Here is a 14,389-nt window from a genome sequence, read left to right on the forward strand (position 1 = left end):
TCGAGACCTCCTTTTATCAAAAAACTTTACGACAAGCTAGGCGCCTGTAACCATATACCTTTGGTTGACTATTTAGCCTTGGCACCAACTGCATAGACACCCGTGGTACCAATACCCTTGAAGTCCGCGATCTTATCCTCGTAGTATGCAGTATTAACCTGCTTGTGTACCACAGGATACAAAGGAGCGTACTCAGCGATAAGGTCAAAGCACTGGTTCCAAATATCTTGCTGCTCAGAGCCTTCCTTGGTAACAGCCTGAGCCATAAGCTCCTGAAGCTCCTTGCACTTAGGATCGCCAGCCCACTCGGTGCGCTTCTGGGTCCAGGTGTTGTCGCCATAGAACCAGTTCATAAGCAGGTCTGGGTCATTACCGAAGCAGGAAGGATCGCCAGGGGCAAGAACAACGTCGTAGCTCTTAGGATCCTGGTCGATTGCAGAGTACATAGCAGCAGACTGGTTCTTCTGGATCTCTACGGTAAAGCCAATGGCCTCAAGATCCTGCTGTACCTGTGCAGACATGGAAACTACGAAGTCTGCATCCGTGGTGGAAAGGGTAATCTTGCCAGGAGTATAACCAGCCTCGGAAAGCAATGCCTTTGCCTTGTCCACATCATGCGTATAGACCGTAGCTGACTTGTGATAGTTAGCGTGATTCTCGGGCAAATAGCTGGTTACTGCTGCTGCTTGACCAGAGAAGGTATTGGCAATCATCTTGTCTACGTCAAGAGCATAGCGGCAAGCCTGACGTACCTTTACGTTGTCAAAGGGAGCCTTGGTTGCATTAAGCATCATAAATACCAGACCGAAGCCCTGTACGGTATCAATCTTAGCGCCAGCGGATTTAAGGCTGTCTACGTCCTCTGCAGGTACGGACTCCATGATCATGTCGGTACCCTCATTAAAGGCGGTCTTACGAGCAGTAGCGTCTACCTGGACATCCCACTGCATCATACCAGCGCCAGCCTTGAGGTCACCGTTGTAATACTCATTGGGCTTAGCGGTAACCTGTACCTCACCGTCGACCTTATCGTATGCCCAAGGACCAGAACCAATGGGCTTGTTGGTAAGGGTGTCATCATCCATAGAAGCAGGAACGATACGAATAATGGTCAGGCGCTGCTTAAGCAAAGAGAAGGGATAGGCCGTCTTTACGGTTACGGTCGTATCATCCTTTTTCTCAATAGAAGCAATGGGAGACAGCATGGGGATATAGATGTTGCCCTCAGCAGTGCAACGCTCAAAGGACTTCACAACATCATCTGCGGTTACAGCGGTGCCATCGGAGAATTTAGCATCCTTACGAAGAGAAATCTCAAAGGTGGTATCGTCTACCTTGGTAGGCTCATCCTCGGCAGCAAGCTCCTTATGAACAGAGTAATCACTGTAATCAAAGCCATACAGGCCCTCTACAACATGCCAGTTAGTACCACAGGCCAATGCAGAAGAGGTATTGGATGGATGGAAGTTCTTGGTCTTGTAAGCGTTAGCAATAGCAATAGTGGCATCGGTATTTGCCTTGACCTCTTCCGAGGACTTCTTCTCGCCACCGCAACCTACCAAGCCCAAGCCCAAGAAGGCAGCAGCCGTAGAAGTTGCGCCAATAAACGAACGACGAGTCATACCAGCGTTGTGAAGCATCTCTCGATCTCCAATCTCGAGTACGACGCGCGAGGCGTTGTGCCACGCGCATAGGTAAACCTTGCAACGTGCCATACACTTTCTTACTAGCATCTTTACTAGTACTTGCGTTAATAGTATTGAGAAATGCCAACTGATACACCAACTGTTAGATGAATAATCGCTGAACGGGCTAAATCATTCGATACATGGCATAAAAAATAAAAATTCTTGACTAAACGGCGAAAATATCGTTCTTTTTTCCGGTCAAACTGGCATATCACTTTATCTCAAATTTATTGCTTATAAAAAAGTTGTCTACAAACTAGTGCTCATTGTTTGCAATAATTCTTACAAATAGATAATTTTTTTGCACATATCTCCTGAGTTTGCTCAAAACAAACGATAACTGGTATATCGCTAGCACAATAGCACATTGTTATAGTGGCATATCACTGCTCTTGTCACTACTACAACAAAGCGGTGTTTCAATACTGCATTACACTATACCTTGGTTACCAAATAGATAAAGGATACTTTATGCCCACAGATATAGCCCCTGTTGTTTATTATGATGTTGTAGTTATTGGGTCAGGCATTGCCGGCTGTACCGCTGCTGTACGTGCCGCCCAAACAGGTGCGCAGGTAGCACTTGCCTGCTGCGGACCCCTTTTTTCTGGCTCCAGCTTTTACCGGGGCACCTGGGGCCTAGGCTTAATTGGTCCGACCGATGAGGCTGACGAGAAAGACTTAGAGCACACCATCCGTTCCGTTGGCTGTGGGGTTGTCAACCACAAACTGGTACACCGCTTTGTACATGCCATTAACCCCACTCTTGACTGGTTAGAGCATGACTGTCACACCTCTGTGCGTCGCGCAAGCGCTGCTGCCGCACAGCAACGCGATTACCTGCCATGCTTTGACCATAAGCATCGCAACTGGCAAGGTCTTGAACATGAGGCGCTTATACAATCCTTTAGCAAGCTGTTTGACCAGCTACACATTACAACTCTTCCCTACCACAGCTTACTCGACCTCATAGAGGTCCAAAACCACATTACCGGAGCTCTACTCTACGATCAGGCCTCCCACAAGCCTGTGGTTATCCATGCACCTTCCGTCCTGCTTGCAACAGGCGGCTTTGGCGGACTGTTTAACCCCACGCTTACCCAGCCAGAAGTACTATCTTCTGCTCATGCAATTGCACTGAACCATGGTTGTTCGCTCGTAAACGCCGAGTTTATCCAGCTTATGCCCACCATCGTATCCCCCATCCGCGGTGCAATCTTTAACGAGAAAAGCTTTAAGTATGCACGGGTGTACAGCAAAGAAGGACGCGCTCTTGTACACGCAACCCCTACCTGTCTGGATGCCCGATCCGAACATGGACCTTTTTCCAGCAGACTTGCCGATGCCGCATTGGATTTAGAAATTGCAGCCCAGCCCTCAGGAACTGTGAAGGTGCAGTATGACCTCCCTGAACAAATCCCCGAATTTATGAAAACCTATTTTGACTGGCTTGCGGCTGCAGCTGCTGTTACACCCCAAGATACGTTGGAGATAGCCCTCTGGCCCCATGCTTCTAATGGCGGCCTCTATATAGATGAAAATGGTAGCTGTATTGGTGGTCCAGCAGGGTTATACGCTGCAGGAGAAAGCTGTGGTGGGATGCATGGGGCTGATCGCTTAGGAGGCCTCTCGAGTGCAAACGCACTGGTATTTGGTCATATCGCAGGCAGCAATGCAGGCTTATACGCACAAAACAACAAACACACCGGCAGGTCCTCTGCAGTATATATAAATGCGATAAGAGCGTGTCAAAACGCCTATACACAATTTACAGAGGGCACTGCCTGCGCACGGGCGCAAGAGTTTATCGATAGTATACGGGAGCACATGCAACAATCATGCGTGCTTAATCGTAGCGAAGAGACCCTTGCTGCTACGGCACAAAAACTCGCCTGGCTCCAAGAAACCGCGAACAGTAAATCTTGCAGCTACGCCGAACTCAGCGACTATGAACAAGCACGGCTGAGTCCTCAGAAGTGGAATGATCGCCGAGCACTGAGCGCTTTACAGCAAAATCTTTTGCTGGAAGCTCAAGCGCTCGTGGCTGCCATGCGCATACGCACAGAAAGTCGTGGCAGCCATTATCGAACAGATTTTCCGCAGCAATCAAAGGACCACGATATCATGTATCGTGTCTTTTTGGACAAAGATGGCTTACCGAGAGCAGCGCCGCTTAATGAAGGCGCCAGCCACGTCAGATAACAACATCCGTGCCATATACCTGCAGATTACAACAAACTACTTATCCACTGTATGCACGGCGATAAATATTGATTAAGTCCTGCTGCGATACATACCTCAGATTAGTGGGCGTGCAACGATCGTGCTGAGCAGCTTCGGCCATTGCAACCAGCTCATTCTCAAATGCCGTCGCATCAATACAACTGAGCTGAGAAAGCGATGTTTCAACATCCAGCTCACGAAGGAACAGCATGATTTTTTCTAAGAGCGCATGCGCATCTACCAGCCCAAGTTCATGAGCAAGCTGATTGTAGGACTCAGCATATTTTGAATCGCTCATATGAAAGGCTATAACATAGGGCATGAGAATAGCAATCAACCTACCATGTGCTACATGAAAGCGCCCACCCAAGGCATGTGCTAAGGAATGATTGATGCCCAGGCCCGCATTGGTAAAGGCAATACCGGCTGCGCAAGCTGCTTCCATCATGCGTTCACGACTGCGCATAGCCATACCATCGCGATACACAACAGGCAAATCCTCAAATATGATACGCAATACCTTTACCGAAAATGCTTGCGAGAAAGTCGTTGCCTCAAGGCTCACATAGGATTCCAGAGCATGAGATAGCGCATCAAGGCCGGTATCGACGGTTATGCGCGCTGGAACAGAGCGGGTAAACTCTGCTTCGAGCAAAGCTCCGTCAGGGGCTAAGAAATCATCGATAAGCGCCACTTTATTAGGACCACGGGTAATAACCGCAAAATTAGTAACCTCTGAACCCGTGCCTGCAGTAGTAGGAATGGCCAAGAAGTACGGCTTTTGTAGTCCACGCTCATGCGCAAAATACAAAATGGCTTTTGTGGCATCAATGCAGGAACCACCACCAAAGGAAATAACCAGATCAGGCTTGATGTCGCAAATCATATCTACGCCTTCATCCACCAATTCCTGGCTCGGATCTGGTTTAACATTTGAATAGATGTGGCATGATGCTTTTTGCGGTAGGTGCTGAATCATCTTATTTACCATGCCAGACTTTGCTAAAAAGTCATCGGTAATGACAAGCACTTGGGAGCAGTCATAGGTTCCAAGGTGCTGTATGGCCTGCATACCAAAGAAGAGCTCTGTTTTAAGTTTAAATTCTTTCATCACGTATCTTCTTTCCAGAGAGTATCACCGTATGTGCAAGACGCTTAGTTCTCATCAGTCTTAATGGGCACAAGGATTTCTGCTACAAATAGGTTTGGATCATAGGTAGTCCAATAATCGGTTACAAAGCGCATATAGCACCCATCTTGCAGGCAATATCCAGCACGTTTGGCAAAAGCAATGATGCGATTGTATGACTCATAAAACTTATTAAATGAACCGATATGATAGACGGATAAGTACATACCACTATGTATGTGATAGGTATTTTCAGGATCAATGGGACGCATAGCTTTTTGGAGCAGCTGCACATCACAAGGGACCGCATTACATGACGCGTCCCGTGCTTGGCTTAACGAATTAAAGCGAATTATCACAGGACCCGTGATAACGTTATCGCATTTCTCAACAAACGCTGCAAAGTCCAAGCTTACAATTGCTTCTGCATAATTGCCGTTAAAGCGAGAGGGCATGCCGATAAGATCTGCGGAGTTTACATATTTCACGCCAACACTAACGGACCTTACACTGAGTACAAAATTTGCCTCACTTACCAGGCGATTCCAATCATCCAGTACTTCTCGCTGCTCAGCAAGCCTACGAGCCTCTTGATCATAGGTGTCAAGACGCTTTTCAAAGCTGCGCATAACTTGATTGAGATTTTTGCTTCTGAGCATGGGAGCGATCTCCTTAAGAGAAAAGCCCAGCATCCTCAGATAACGAATAACCGGCAGTTTGAGCATGGTTTGCAGCGAATAATACCGATAGTTATTATCGTCCACAAGGTCTGGCTCTAATAACTTTAGCTTATTATAGTGACGTAGGGTCCGCTGAGAAATACCTCCCATCCGACTAACCTCACCAATTTGATATAGCTTTTCTTTCTTTGTAGTATCACGACTCATTGCTCAACCTCCCCCTTCACTGCCTGCATTACACGCAACGTAAAAACATAGGTTCTAACAATGGGGTTGTGACCTTGCTTAGTCATGTCAGTAAGCGCTGCTACCAAATCAAATAACGCAGCTAGACGAAATGGAACAAGCTCGGCGACAAAATAATCTAAAGAAGAAATGTGATCGGTAAGGGTGGTATCAGGGCGGGCATGCTGATGTGTGACGGGAAGGACTTGTCCCGCAAGAATCAGCTGGTCAGCCAAAATCTGATATATCTCATCTAAAACTTGTTGTTTTACTGGTGAGGGCTGCTCGAGATTGTTTTTTACAAGATGCCTATATTCTTCTGGATTGCTCAGACGCATCATACGTGCATATTTTTCTGCAATCAGATTTTTACCCTCTTGCTGCGCATGCTCAAGCGCATAAACAGCACCGTTAAGTAAGGCTTCTGGAAATGCTAAATACTGTGCTGTCCTGTGTACAAAAAATGAGCGAGCATCATCCTGGCATGCAGCTCTGCCATCAATATGCTTTACCAGATCAAACTGTTCCCATTCCAGCAAAACGGCTTTTTTGAGCAGTACATAAAATGACCCACTCTTACCAAGTTCATCCAATAAAGCAATAACTTCTGGTAATGCGAAATAATCATGCATGCCACAGCGGCACACAGAACAAGCCTCGTTGTGCTTATCGCTGTTTTGCATAACAGCTGCTGTCATAGTCGATACGCCCCCTCACCAAGTGGGCGTAAACGCAAGTCCTCAGTATCAAGCGTTTGCCATATGTCATATGCCGCATCGAGCAAAAAATCTCCTGGTATGGAAGTCCAGCCTAATTTTTGTACCGAACCAAGTACAACAGCACACACAGAAGAAATCTCCTGTGTGTTAAGGCTATCTATGGGAAGCTGTGCCATGCGTTGCAATGACATACACAGTGAGTTTGGAACCTGTGCACGCTCCACCAATGAACGGAAAGCCCACTTATAATAAGGCATATAACAACGATATAAAAGATGTAGCACCGCCATAGTAGACCAGATAAATTCTGTACGCGCCGCATTTGCCGCAACAAAATCAGATCGCTTAAGACAACGTGAAAGATTGTATTGGCCTGTCTGAGCCATCAAAGCCATATTGGCAGCAACCTTTTTACGAAGCACCATCTCTGGATAAAAGCATAAGAGTCCCTGACGAATGGAGCTAAATTCTTCTGAGGGGTCAAAAAATACTTCCCCATTAACCGCCATAGCCAAGAGCTGTTCAGGAATTGCTAACCATTCAAGCTCGGTTTGAGGAGCTCGGTCAAGACCGGTATATGAGCGATAAAAAGCCTGTATCTCAAAGACGCCTACACGCTGCTCTGCATACGGGCTTTCCTTGCGCTGCATACCCATAAACGTAGACGGAAGGGCCACATAGCGACGCATAAATTCATCTTTCCAAGCAGCATACATGCTGTGAGGAAGCCATATGCAAAACCCTGGACCAAAATCATGATCGTGAGAAATCTCGTCATCAAAACCTAAACATTCAGAACCAGCGCCCACAAGACCGACAGCAACACGATTAGTAATCTCATGAGGAAGCCCGTTGAAAAGAGTGGATTTATACGCAGAAAAATACTGCCTTGAAAGATCAAGTCCTTTCATATCACACTCCTCTCACTATCAACACCATGCCGTTCTTGCGGTATTTCTCGCTATCTATACGTGTATTCAAGTTCTTTCATACGCTGTGCTTCACGCACAAGTGCATCAACCGCTGGTGAATCACCCAGTTTTTCCTTTAAGAGCTGGGCGGCCCATTGATAACAGGCCCACGCATGTTTATAACGTTTTTGCAAACCAGCAATTTGGCCTGCTACCGCCAGAGCATAGGGGCGGTGAATGTCTCTTCCTTGCTGTAAGGTTTCAAACGCAATCAGTGCTGGTGCAAGCACTTGGCCTGCTTCAACAAGACGCCCCTCATCGACAAGAGCTTGAGCCAGATTGATAGCATTCACTGCACGTTTACCCTCAGAATTGGGCACGGACTCTAAAAGTTGGGCAGCGCGTTTAAGCTCTTGACGTGCTTGATCCAACTGTCCGAGCCCTCGATACGCAGCGCTGCGATTATTACAAAGAGCACTCAGCTCATATGCCGCATCTGGTCCATGAACAAGGTGCTGTTCTGCCTTATCAAAAACCTGAAGTGCCTGGCTATACTTTCCCCATGCGACGTAAACATCTCCCAAATTTATGAGCACACGAGCATAGGAAAGATCATCTGCATCTTTTGCATCAAGAAGCAACAAGGCCTTTTTATAGAGCTGCTCTGCCTCTGCAAATTCTCCTCGAACACGTAAAAGACTGCCAAGTTCATTTTCCGCGGCTATCTCCAGAGCAGTGTAGCCCCCAAGCTGAGCCAGGTGCAAGTGATTGCGCAAATACCCAACCACATCTGCACCCGGCTCGCCAAAAAGACGAGTAAGTTCTTGATAGAAATGTCCCGTTTCCATACATAACCCCGTACGTCTTAGTGAGGAACGCTTTACTTACTGCCTCTAAATGCCGCTACTAATTCATCAACCATATTCTTAAGATCGTCTACGCCAATCTCACCATCGGATGAGGCTGTGCTCGTTACTGGTTGGCTCGTAGAAGAGCAGCTATTGCAGCCGAGCGAATAGCTAATGGGAGACTGATGTCCCACAGGCATCTCAATACCAAGATCATGATGTGTGCCATCAACGGCTGAGGTATGAGAAACCTGTGCCTGAGATGCTTGGTAGCTTGAGTGATCCCCAGAATTCTTTATAAGCTCAGGGTGATACTTAGCAAAAATCTTATCATGTGCGATAAGCTCATCAGGCTCTATAAGCCCATTTACTACACGCTTTACATTAATAAGATGCTGTGGCCCAACGTTTTCAGAGATGGAACTTCCACCCCAGGTTCCACAACCTAGAGTAAGAGCTACTTCAAGACCAGTGGAAAGGCCTGTACCACCTTGGGTGCCACCCGTATTGATAAGAATGCGTGAGGCAGGCTTAACAGAGAACTTACGCACAATCGTTTTGTCCTCTGTATGGATGCTCATGGTGTGACCAATACCATTTTGCAACAGGGCAATTGAAAGATCACACGCTTCTTCCCAATTTTCCACCGTATAAAATGCCAATACACAGGTGAGCTTCTCAAAGGAAAGCGGCCATTTATCACCAACACCGCCCTGCTCGCCAATGAGTACCTTGGTATCTTTAGGAACCTCAATACCTGCAGCGTGTGCAATGGCTTGAGCATCCCTACCCACAAACTTTGGACACATAGCGTGGCCATTACGGAAGAGTAAGGAGCACACGCGCGCGCACTCTTCTTCGGTCAAGAAATATCCGCCCTGGCTCTTGAACTCAGCAACAACGGCATCACGGTTGCAGCTTTCGCAGATAATACTTTGCTCAGAAGCGCAAATCGTACCATTATCAAACGTTTTAGAGGCAATTATGCGCTTTACCGCTGCATGAACGTCAGCCGAACGCTCAATGTACGCAGGAGAATTTCCAGCGCCTACACCCAATGCTGGCTTACCAGAGCTATAGGCAGCCTTCACCATGGCGGGACCACCTGTAGCAATAATCATGTCTATCTCTGGTGCATGCATCAGTGTTTCTGCAGCCGCCATGCTGGAAAGCGTAATGCCCTGAATGCAGTTTTGAGGAGCACCAGCGCTCACGGCCGCATCGCTCATAATTTGGATGGCCAAATTGGTGCATTTAGCAGCCTGAGGATGAGGAGAAAAGACAATTGCATTACGGGACTTAAGTGCAATTATTGACTTATACAGTACCGTTGAGGTGGGGTTGGTAGACGGAGTAATGCCCATAAGCAAACCGACTGGCTCTGCAATGGTAATAACTTCGTTTTTCTCGTCTACGTCGATAACACCAATGGTCTTCTTATCTTTGATTTGCTCGTAAAGCAAACCAGAGGCCATATGATTTTTATAAATTTTATCGTGAACGTTACCAAAGCCCGTTTCGTCTACAGCCATTTGCGCAAGTGCCTCGGCATTTTGCTCTGCAGCCTCAACCATGGCACGCAAAATAGCATCGATCTGCTCGCAGGTATATGATGCAAGCTGAGTTGCTGCAACTTTACCTTTTCGAGCCAGGTCACGCGCTGCCTGGATGCTTTGGAGATCGTAATCGAATTCTTGCATCATAACTCTTTTCATGTTGACGTCCTACGCAAAAGAAAGTCGAATGCAATCTGATGTGCAGACTTCTTACGCTGTCTTTTTACTTTGCCGCAGGCAAAATGGACTCAACCATGCCATCAGGACGTGGGATAACATGTACGGAGAGAAGCTCGCCTACACGCTGAGCTGCTGCAGCACCAGCATCGGTAGCTGCCTTAACAGCACCCACATCACCGCGTACAAAAACGGTTACCAAACCGCCGCCTACAAGCTCTTTGCCTACCAGGCTTACGTTCACCAGCATCGGTAGCTGCCTTAACAGCACCCACATCACCGCGTACAAAAACGGTTACCAAACCGCCGCCTACAAGCTCTTTGCCTACCAGGCTTACGTTGGCAGCCTTAACCATGGCATCTGCTGCTTCTACAGCTCCAACCAAACCCTTAGTCTCTACCATGCCGAGTGCCTGTGTAATGTTGGACATCTTATCCTCCTGTTATCTGCGTACCTTTGTACGTTGTTGCACTACTTAATAATCTGCACCACAGAACCATTAGCTATATGCAAGGCATTTGCTTCTTCGGTGTCGATATGACAATCCAATGCCGAGTTCTCTGTGGCACGTATAACCACGTTGTCAAGTTGCCCCGCACGCTCGCCACCAAAGCGTATGGAAACTATTTGGCCATCGCTCAAGCCACGCTCAGCCGCTTCGGCAGGAGACATATGAATATGGCGTGCGGCAACAATAACGCCTTCAGAAAGAACTACTGTTCCTTGAGGGCCAACTATCGTAATACCGGGGGTGCCCTTAAGATGACCGGAGAGACGAACCACCTGCGGTATGCCAAGCTTAAACGTGTCCCCCGCAAGCACTTCAACCTGTGTCTGTTTACGGGTGGGACCCAAAACACGAACCTTTTGAATAACACCCTTAGGGCCTACAAGTGTTACGCACTCTTTAGCTGCATATTGTCCCGGCTGAGAGAGCTCTTTTATGGCGTTTAACTCGTATCCTTTACCAAACAATCTATCGAGATGCTCACGGGATAGATGAATATGGCGACCGGATACTCCCACGGTCACGCTGTTCAAATCTGCCTGAGGCTTTTTATCCAAAAGCTGATGCAGGGTCTCCTCATTCCAAATACCCCGATCAAAGGCAGCTGTTATGATGCGCTCTATTTCCGCAGGAGATATTGCAGCCTCATGGTTTGTATCGCCCGACACAGTCTGCGTATCATCATGACCAGCACAGCCAGCTTGGCAAGCAGCTACCAAAGCTACGCCACACTCTTTAGCAACATCTGCAGCCTGAGGTGTGACTATCGTGTTTGAATCCACCACGAGACTCTCGTGCCGTTGAGCGGCAGCAAGTACATCCTGAGCGCAAATCAACTTCCTCATCTCACTCTCCTTTCTACAGAGTCACATCTTCGTCAATAATGCCGACAATAACCGCATCTACCGGTGCGTTTTTATCAAAAGCCTTGTTTATAAAGTGGTAAGCGGCGCTACCCGTGGTTACTAAAACCCTGTCCCCGCATCCCGCACTTATGGTGTCTACGCAGATAAGCTGCTGACCTTTTTTGTTTTCGTCCAGGATTTCTACACGCATGAGCTTCATACCATCAAGCTCGTCATACTTGCGCGTGGCCCAAATGGAGCCAATGAGCTTACCTACAATCATGAGTGTCGTCACCACCATTCTTAATGCTTGCAAGACAAGCCATAACCTCTGCAGTGTTACCAGCAATAGCAAGCATCACCATGTTTTGAGGACAAGAGCCACGAATATCAGTGACCACCACACCCGCTGTTTTTTCAGCAATATCACTAGCCACTATCATTTCTATAAGTTTTCCCTGAACAAGACCGAGTGCAGCAGGCTTAAAATCCTCAGTCCAGCGTGCGCCACTTCTTTGACGGACGATTGCCATAGTTCCAGCGGAGGGAGCTTTGATTATCTTGACATCAAGCATGCTGACCCTCCTCAAGCATGTGCAAACGACACCCTAAGGCAATGCCCAGAGGTGTTACGAACATGGGATTATTGGGCTTATGTACGGGTATATGCAGGATTTTCTCGATACGATCCTCAATACCCTCAAGCTCACAGGTGCCGCCAACTAAGATAATTTCAGAAACCGTATGGCCAAGGCAGGCGTTTTGGATAATGGAGCTTATCTTGTCGATAGTAGGGGCAACAATGGGCAAAAGCTCTCGGGCGTGAGCAGCATCTCTTTTATAGAGTTCGGCGTCATCAAACGAGATATTCTTAGCACCTGCAAGAACAAGCGAAAGGTGGGTGCCTCCCGTAGACTCATCCTCACATGCAACAACCTTGCCCTTCTCAAAGAGCGCTATGCCGGTTGTGCCACCACCGATATCTACCACAGCACCTTCTTGAACGTTCATAACAAGATTGGCAGCTGTAGGCTCATCAAACACGGCTACAACGTTCATGCCCGTGCTTTCGGCAACGTTTTTAACGGCACCTCCATCCAGCTGTTCAGTTTTTGGAGGAATGGCAACTGCACAGTGAATAAGCTCACAACCCAGCGTTTTTTCTAGCTTTTCCTTTAACGTAGCTGCAATATCACACGCACCTACGTAATCAACAACCAGACCATCGCGCACAACATTGGCAAACTGGTAGGCACATGCCACCGGCTCACCCTGGGCATTTATCACACTGAGCACGATAAAGGCAGTACCCAAATCCAAACCACAGTACAGCTCACCGTCAGTATTGGTACGAGGGGTATCCACCGTTTTGATGAGGGCATCCAGCAAGGTATTTGCTTGCGTAGTATCAATCACGGGATGTCTCCTCCTTTGCCTGCTCCATATAGCTTGTAAGTGCAGATAAAACGGTGCGCATTTGAGCTATCCAAGAATCATCGGAGCTTTTATGCTCATCACAACACGCGCTGTTCCAAAAGCAGATAAACCGTAGCAACTCACCACACATAACAGCCATCTCAAAGTACAGCGGATGAACGCAGGCGCTCAGAGGAAGCGAGGGAATAGTTTCACAAGCAGATTTTGTCTGTGGTTCTCCAGAGCAGTCCTGCTCAGCAGGGCAACACGCTGTGTCTGCAAGCTTACCCTCCTGCCAAGCGCTGCCCACACGCTCTAAAAGCTGTGCCGCTTCATTATTAACACCCAAGGCCTTACGTGCTAAAAGCCTCAGACGAGCTCCCAAGATGCGCATATCATCAATACGCGCCTGCGTTTGCGCAGAAACCTCGTCTGCAGAGCACGGTTTTGTATTCGTTTTTGTACTCATAGGTGCAGCACTCTTTTTGTGATACAGCGATTCAAACTCAATCCTAAAATCAATAAGAAATTGACGAGCGCTCGGCGTAAGACGTGCACCAGCAGGAAGTTGAAACGTATCAAATTGTTTTTGCGCATACTGCCTGCGCAGCTCCCCTTCTGTTATATAGTGCATGGTTGCCTCCTCTCGTTTTCTCTCTGTTCCATGGGTAGATGCAAAGCTCGTTTTTGTTTTGCCACCCATTGCTTAAATTCACGTACGCCTTCCCCGGTTTTAGTAGAAAGGAAGAGCAGTTCATGACAACCAACATCGGCCAAGCGCATCCGTGCTTCTTCTCGCTGAGCCTCATCCAACACATCGCACTTTGTAACCACAGCCAGGCCAGGTTTTCTCGTTGCCTTAGCAAAACCGCTCGAATAGTATGAGAGTCGTGTGGTTCCATCCAAAAGTAAGACAAAAGCACAGGCCTGATTGTGTAAGAGCATGAGAATGACGTTGTGCATCCAGTGGTTCTCTACGTAATGCCCCGGGATCTCCAGGGTCTGTGGACGGTAATAGCAATCTTCTCTATGCCGGTGATCAGATGAACAACCCTCCACCATATCGGCAAGCGTACTTTTACCTGATCCATCAAGACCTATAAAAACAAAGCGGTCAGACATTAGGATTTTGTCACCTCCACAACACAGAAACCAAGCTGGTCATGGAGCATGTCACACACAACATGCAGTGATTCCTCAACGCTTTGGACATCACCCATAATGACAACTGAACCGGTAAAACGATCCAAAAAACCGATTTCAACGGGAGCTGCCTTAGCAGCAGCATCCGCTGCAATAATGGCTGTCTCGGACGGGCTAAGCGTAAGAATGCCAATGGCGTCGCCTGCGGCAACACCGATTCGCTCATTAACACTCGGTCCCGGCGAAGCAATAACATGAGCAAGCGTTACTTGCTTTCCTGGAACAGACTCCTGAATTATGCGGTCGAGTTTTTCCATAGC

The 14,389-nt window shown here is 47.7% G+C and carries 15 protein-coding genes and 1 pseudogene; 1 reads left to right on the forward strand and 15 read right to left on the reverse strand.

Going from position 1 to position 14,389, the window contains the following annotated elements; translation table 11 throughout:
• Positions 1 to 68: 68 nt before the first annotated feature.
• Positions 69 to 1,715 (reverse strand): ABC transporter substrate-binding protein, encoded by a 1,647-nt coding sequence (locus tag HMPREF1091_RS05930; protein WP_231289321.1) that lies wholly within the window; start codon positions 1,713 to 1,715, stop codon positions 69 to 71.
• 444 nt (positions 1,716 to 2,159) lie between these two features.
• Between HMPREF1091_RS05930 and HMPREF1091_RS05935 the strand changes: the two genes are divergently transcribed.
• A complete protein-coding gene (locus tag HMPREF1091_RS05935; protein WP_002563900.1) occupies positions 2,160 to 3,890 on the forward strand; it encodes an FAD-dependent oxidoreductase in 1,731 nt (576 codons plus the stop codon).
• A 40-nt stretch (positions 3,891 to 3,930) separates the two neighbouring features.
• Here HMPREF1091_RS05935 and HMPREF1091_RS05940 read toward each other — a convergent pair whose 3' ends face one another.
• The 14 genes and pseudogenes from HMPREF1091_RS05940 to eutS all read right to left on the reverse strand — a co-directional run bounded on the left by HMPREF1091_RS05940 (position 3,931) and on the right by eutS (position 14,386).
• Positions 3,931 to 5,022: a 1-propanol dehydrogenase PduQ gene (locus tag HMPREF1091_RS05940; protein ID WP_002563901.1), complete on the reverse strand. Its 1,092-nt coding sequence runs from the start codon at positions 5,020 to 5,022 to the stop codon at positions 3,931 to 3,933.
• A 44-nt stretch (positions 5,023 to 5,066) separates the two neighbouring features.
• On the reverse strand, positions 5,067 to 5,927 hold the full coding sequence (locus tag HMPREF1091_RS05945; RefSeq protein ID WP_002563902.1) for a MerR family transcriptional regulator: 861 nt from the start codon (positions 5,925 to 5,927) through the stop codon (positions 5,067 to 5,069).
• Complete coding sequence (locus HMPREF1091_RS08100) at positions 5,924 to 6,643, reverse strand: DUF4125 family protein (RefSeq protein ID WP_002563903.1); 720 nt, start codon at positions 6,641 to 6,643, stop codon at positions 5,924 to 5,926. Before HMPREF1091_RS08100 ends, HMPREF1091_RS05945 begins: the two co-directional genes overlap by 4 nt.
• Positions 6,640 to 7,575, reverse strand: coding sequence for a DUF4037 domain-containing protein (locus tag HMPREF1091_RS05955; RefSeq protein ID WP_002563904.1), 936 nt, complete (start codon positions 7,573 to 7,575; stop codon positions 6,640 to 6,642). Before HMPREF1091_RS05955 ends, HMPREF1091_RS08100 begins: the two co-directional genes overlap by 4 nt.
• A gap of 50 nt (positions 7,576 to 7,625) precedes the next feature.
• Positions 7,626 to 8,423 carry a tetratricopeptide repeat protein gene (locus HMPREF1091_RS05960; RefSeq protein ID WP_002563905.1) on the reverse strand — a complete coding sequence of 266 codons (798 nt, stop codon included), beginning with the start codon at positions 8,421 to 8,423 and terminating at the stop codon, positions 7,626 to 7,628.
• Between the two features lie 32 nt (positions 8,424 to 8,455).
• Entirely contained in the window at positions 8,456 to 10,123 is a 1,668-nt protein-coding gene (locus HMPREF1091_RS05965) for an acetaldehyde dehydrogenase (acetylating) (protein ID WP_021736273.1), read from the reverse strand.
• A 79-nt stretch (positions 10,124 to 10,202) separates the two neighbouring features.
• A pseudogene (locus tag HMPREF1091_RS05975) lies at positions 10,203 to 10,587 on the reverse strand (BMC domain-containing protein).
• Positions 10,588 to 10,628: 41 nt separating this feature from the next.
• A complete protein-coding gene (gene pduL / locus HMPREF1091_RS05980) occupies positions 10,629 to 11,510 on the reverse strand; it encodes a phosphate propanoyltransferase (RefSeq protein WP_002563909.1) in 882 nt (293 codons plus the stop codon).
• 13 nt (positions 11,511 to 11,523) lie between these two features.
• Complete coding sequence (locus HMPREF1091_RS05985; protein ID WP_002563910.1) at positions 11,524 to 11,793, reverse strand: EutN/CcmL family microcompartment protein; 270 nt, start codon at positions 11,791 to 11,793, stop codon at positions 11,524 to 11,526.
• On the reverse strand, positions 11,780 to 12,085 hold the full coding sequence (locus HMPREF1091_RS05990) for a BMC domain-containing protein (RefSeq protein WP_002563911.1): 306 nt from the start codon (positions 12,083 to 12,085) through the stop codon (positions 11,780 to 11,782). Before HMPREF1091_RS05990 ends, HMPREF1091_RS05985 begins: the two co-directional genes overlap by 14 nt.
• A complete protein-coding gene (eutJ, locus tag HMPREF1091_RS05995) occupies positions 12,078 to 12,926 on the reverse strand; it encodes an ethanolamine utilization protein EutJ (protein WP_002563912.1) in 849 nt (282 codons plus the stop codon). The genes HMPREF1091_RS05990 and eutJ overlap by 8 nt, the downstream gene beginning before the upstream one ends.
• Positions 12,919 to 13,560, reverse strand: coding sequence for a hypothetical protein (locus HMPREF1091_RS06000; protein ID WP_002563913.1), 642 nt, complete (start codon positions 13,558 to 13,560; stop codon positions 12,919 to 12,921). Before HMPREF1091_RS06000 ends, eutJ begins: the two co-directional genes overlap by 8 nt.
• Positions 13,548 to 14,048 carry a EutP/PduV family microcompartment system protein gene (locus tag HMPREF1091_RS06005; RefSeq protein ID WP_002563914.1) on the reverse strand — a complete coding sequence of 167 codons (501 nt, stop codon included), beginning with the start codon at positions 14,046 to 14,048 and terminating at the stop codon, positions 13,548 to 13,550. The genes HMPREF1091_RS06000 and HMPREF1091_RS06005 overlap by 13 nt, the downstream gene beginning before the upstream one ends.
• Positions 14,048 to 14,386 carry an ethanolamine utilization microcompartment protein EutS gene (eutS, locus tag HMPREF1091_RS06010; protein ID WP_002563915.1) on the reverse strand — a complete coding sequence of 113 codons (339 nt, stop codon included), beginning with the start codon at positions 14,384 to 14,386 and terminating at the stop codon, positions 14,048 to 14,050. Before eutS ends, HMPREF1091_RS06005 begins: the two co-directional genes overlap by 1 nt.
• Positions 14,387 to 14,389: the final 3 nt, after the last annotated feature.

This window comes from Atopobium minutum 10063974 (assembly GCF_000364325.1).
GTDB lineage: Bacteria > Actinomycetota > Coriobacteriia > Coriobacteriales > Atopobiaceae > Atopobium > Atopobium minutum.

Coding starts and splice junctions, on each gene's coding strand:
- HMPREF1091_RS05960 (WP_002563905.1), bottom strand. CDS start 8,423: ATGGAAACGGGACATTTCTATCAAGAACTTACTCGTCTTTTTGGCGAG.
- pduL (WP_002563909.1), bottom strand. CDS start 11,510: ATGAGGAAGTTGATTTGCGCTCAGGATGTACTTGCTGCCGCTCAACGG.
- HMPREF1091_RS05965 (WP_021736273.1), bottom strand. CDS start 10,123: ATGCAAGAATTCGATTACGATCTCCAAAGCATCCAGGCAGCGCGTGAC.
- HMPREF1091_RS06000 (WP_002563913.1), bottom strand. CDS start 13,560: ATGCACTATATAACAGAAGGGGAGCTGCGCAGGCAGTATGCGCAAAAA.
- HMPREF1091_RS05955 (WP_002563904.1), bottom strand. CDS start 7,575: ATGAAAGGACTTGATCTTTCAAGGCAGTATTTTTCTGCGTATAAATCC.
- HMPREF1091_RS05945 (WP_002563902.1), bottom strand. CDS start 5,927: ATGAGTCGTGATACTACAAAGAAAGAAAAGCTATATCAAATTGGTGAG.
- HMPREF1091_RS05985 (WP_002563910.1), bottom strand. CDS start 11,793: ATGATTGTAGGTAAGCTCATTGGCTCCATTTGGGCCACGCGCAAGTAT.
- HMPREF1091_RS08100 (WP_002563903.1), bottom strand. CDS start 6,643: ATGACAGCAGCTGTTATGCAAAACAGCGATAAGCACAACGAGGCTTGT.
- eutS (WP_002563915.1), bottom strand. CDS start 14,386: ATGGAAAAACTCGACCGCATAATTCAGGAGTCTGTTCCAGGAAAGCAA.
- HMPREF1091_RS05930 (WP_231289321.1), bottom strand. CDS start 1,715: ATGGCACGTTGCAAGGTTTACCTATGCGCGTGGCACAACGCCTCGCGC.
- HMPREF1091_RS06005 (WP_002563914.1), bottom strand. CDS start 14,048: ATGTCTGACCGCTTTGTTTTTATAGGTCTTGATGGATCAGGTAAAAGT.
- HMPREF1091_RS05935 (WP_002563900.1), top strand. CDS start 2,160: ATGCCCACAGATATAGCCCCTGTTGTTTATTATGATGTTGTAGTTATT.
- HMPREF1091_RS05940 (WP_002563901.1), bottom strand. CDS start 5,022: ATGAAAGAATTTAAACTTAAAACAGAGCTCTTCTTTGGTATGCAGGCC.
- HMPREF1091_RS05990 (WP_002563911.1), bottom strand. CDS start 12,085: ATGCTTGATGTCAAGATAATCAAAGCTCCCTCCGCTGGAACTATGGCA.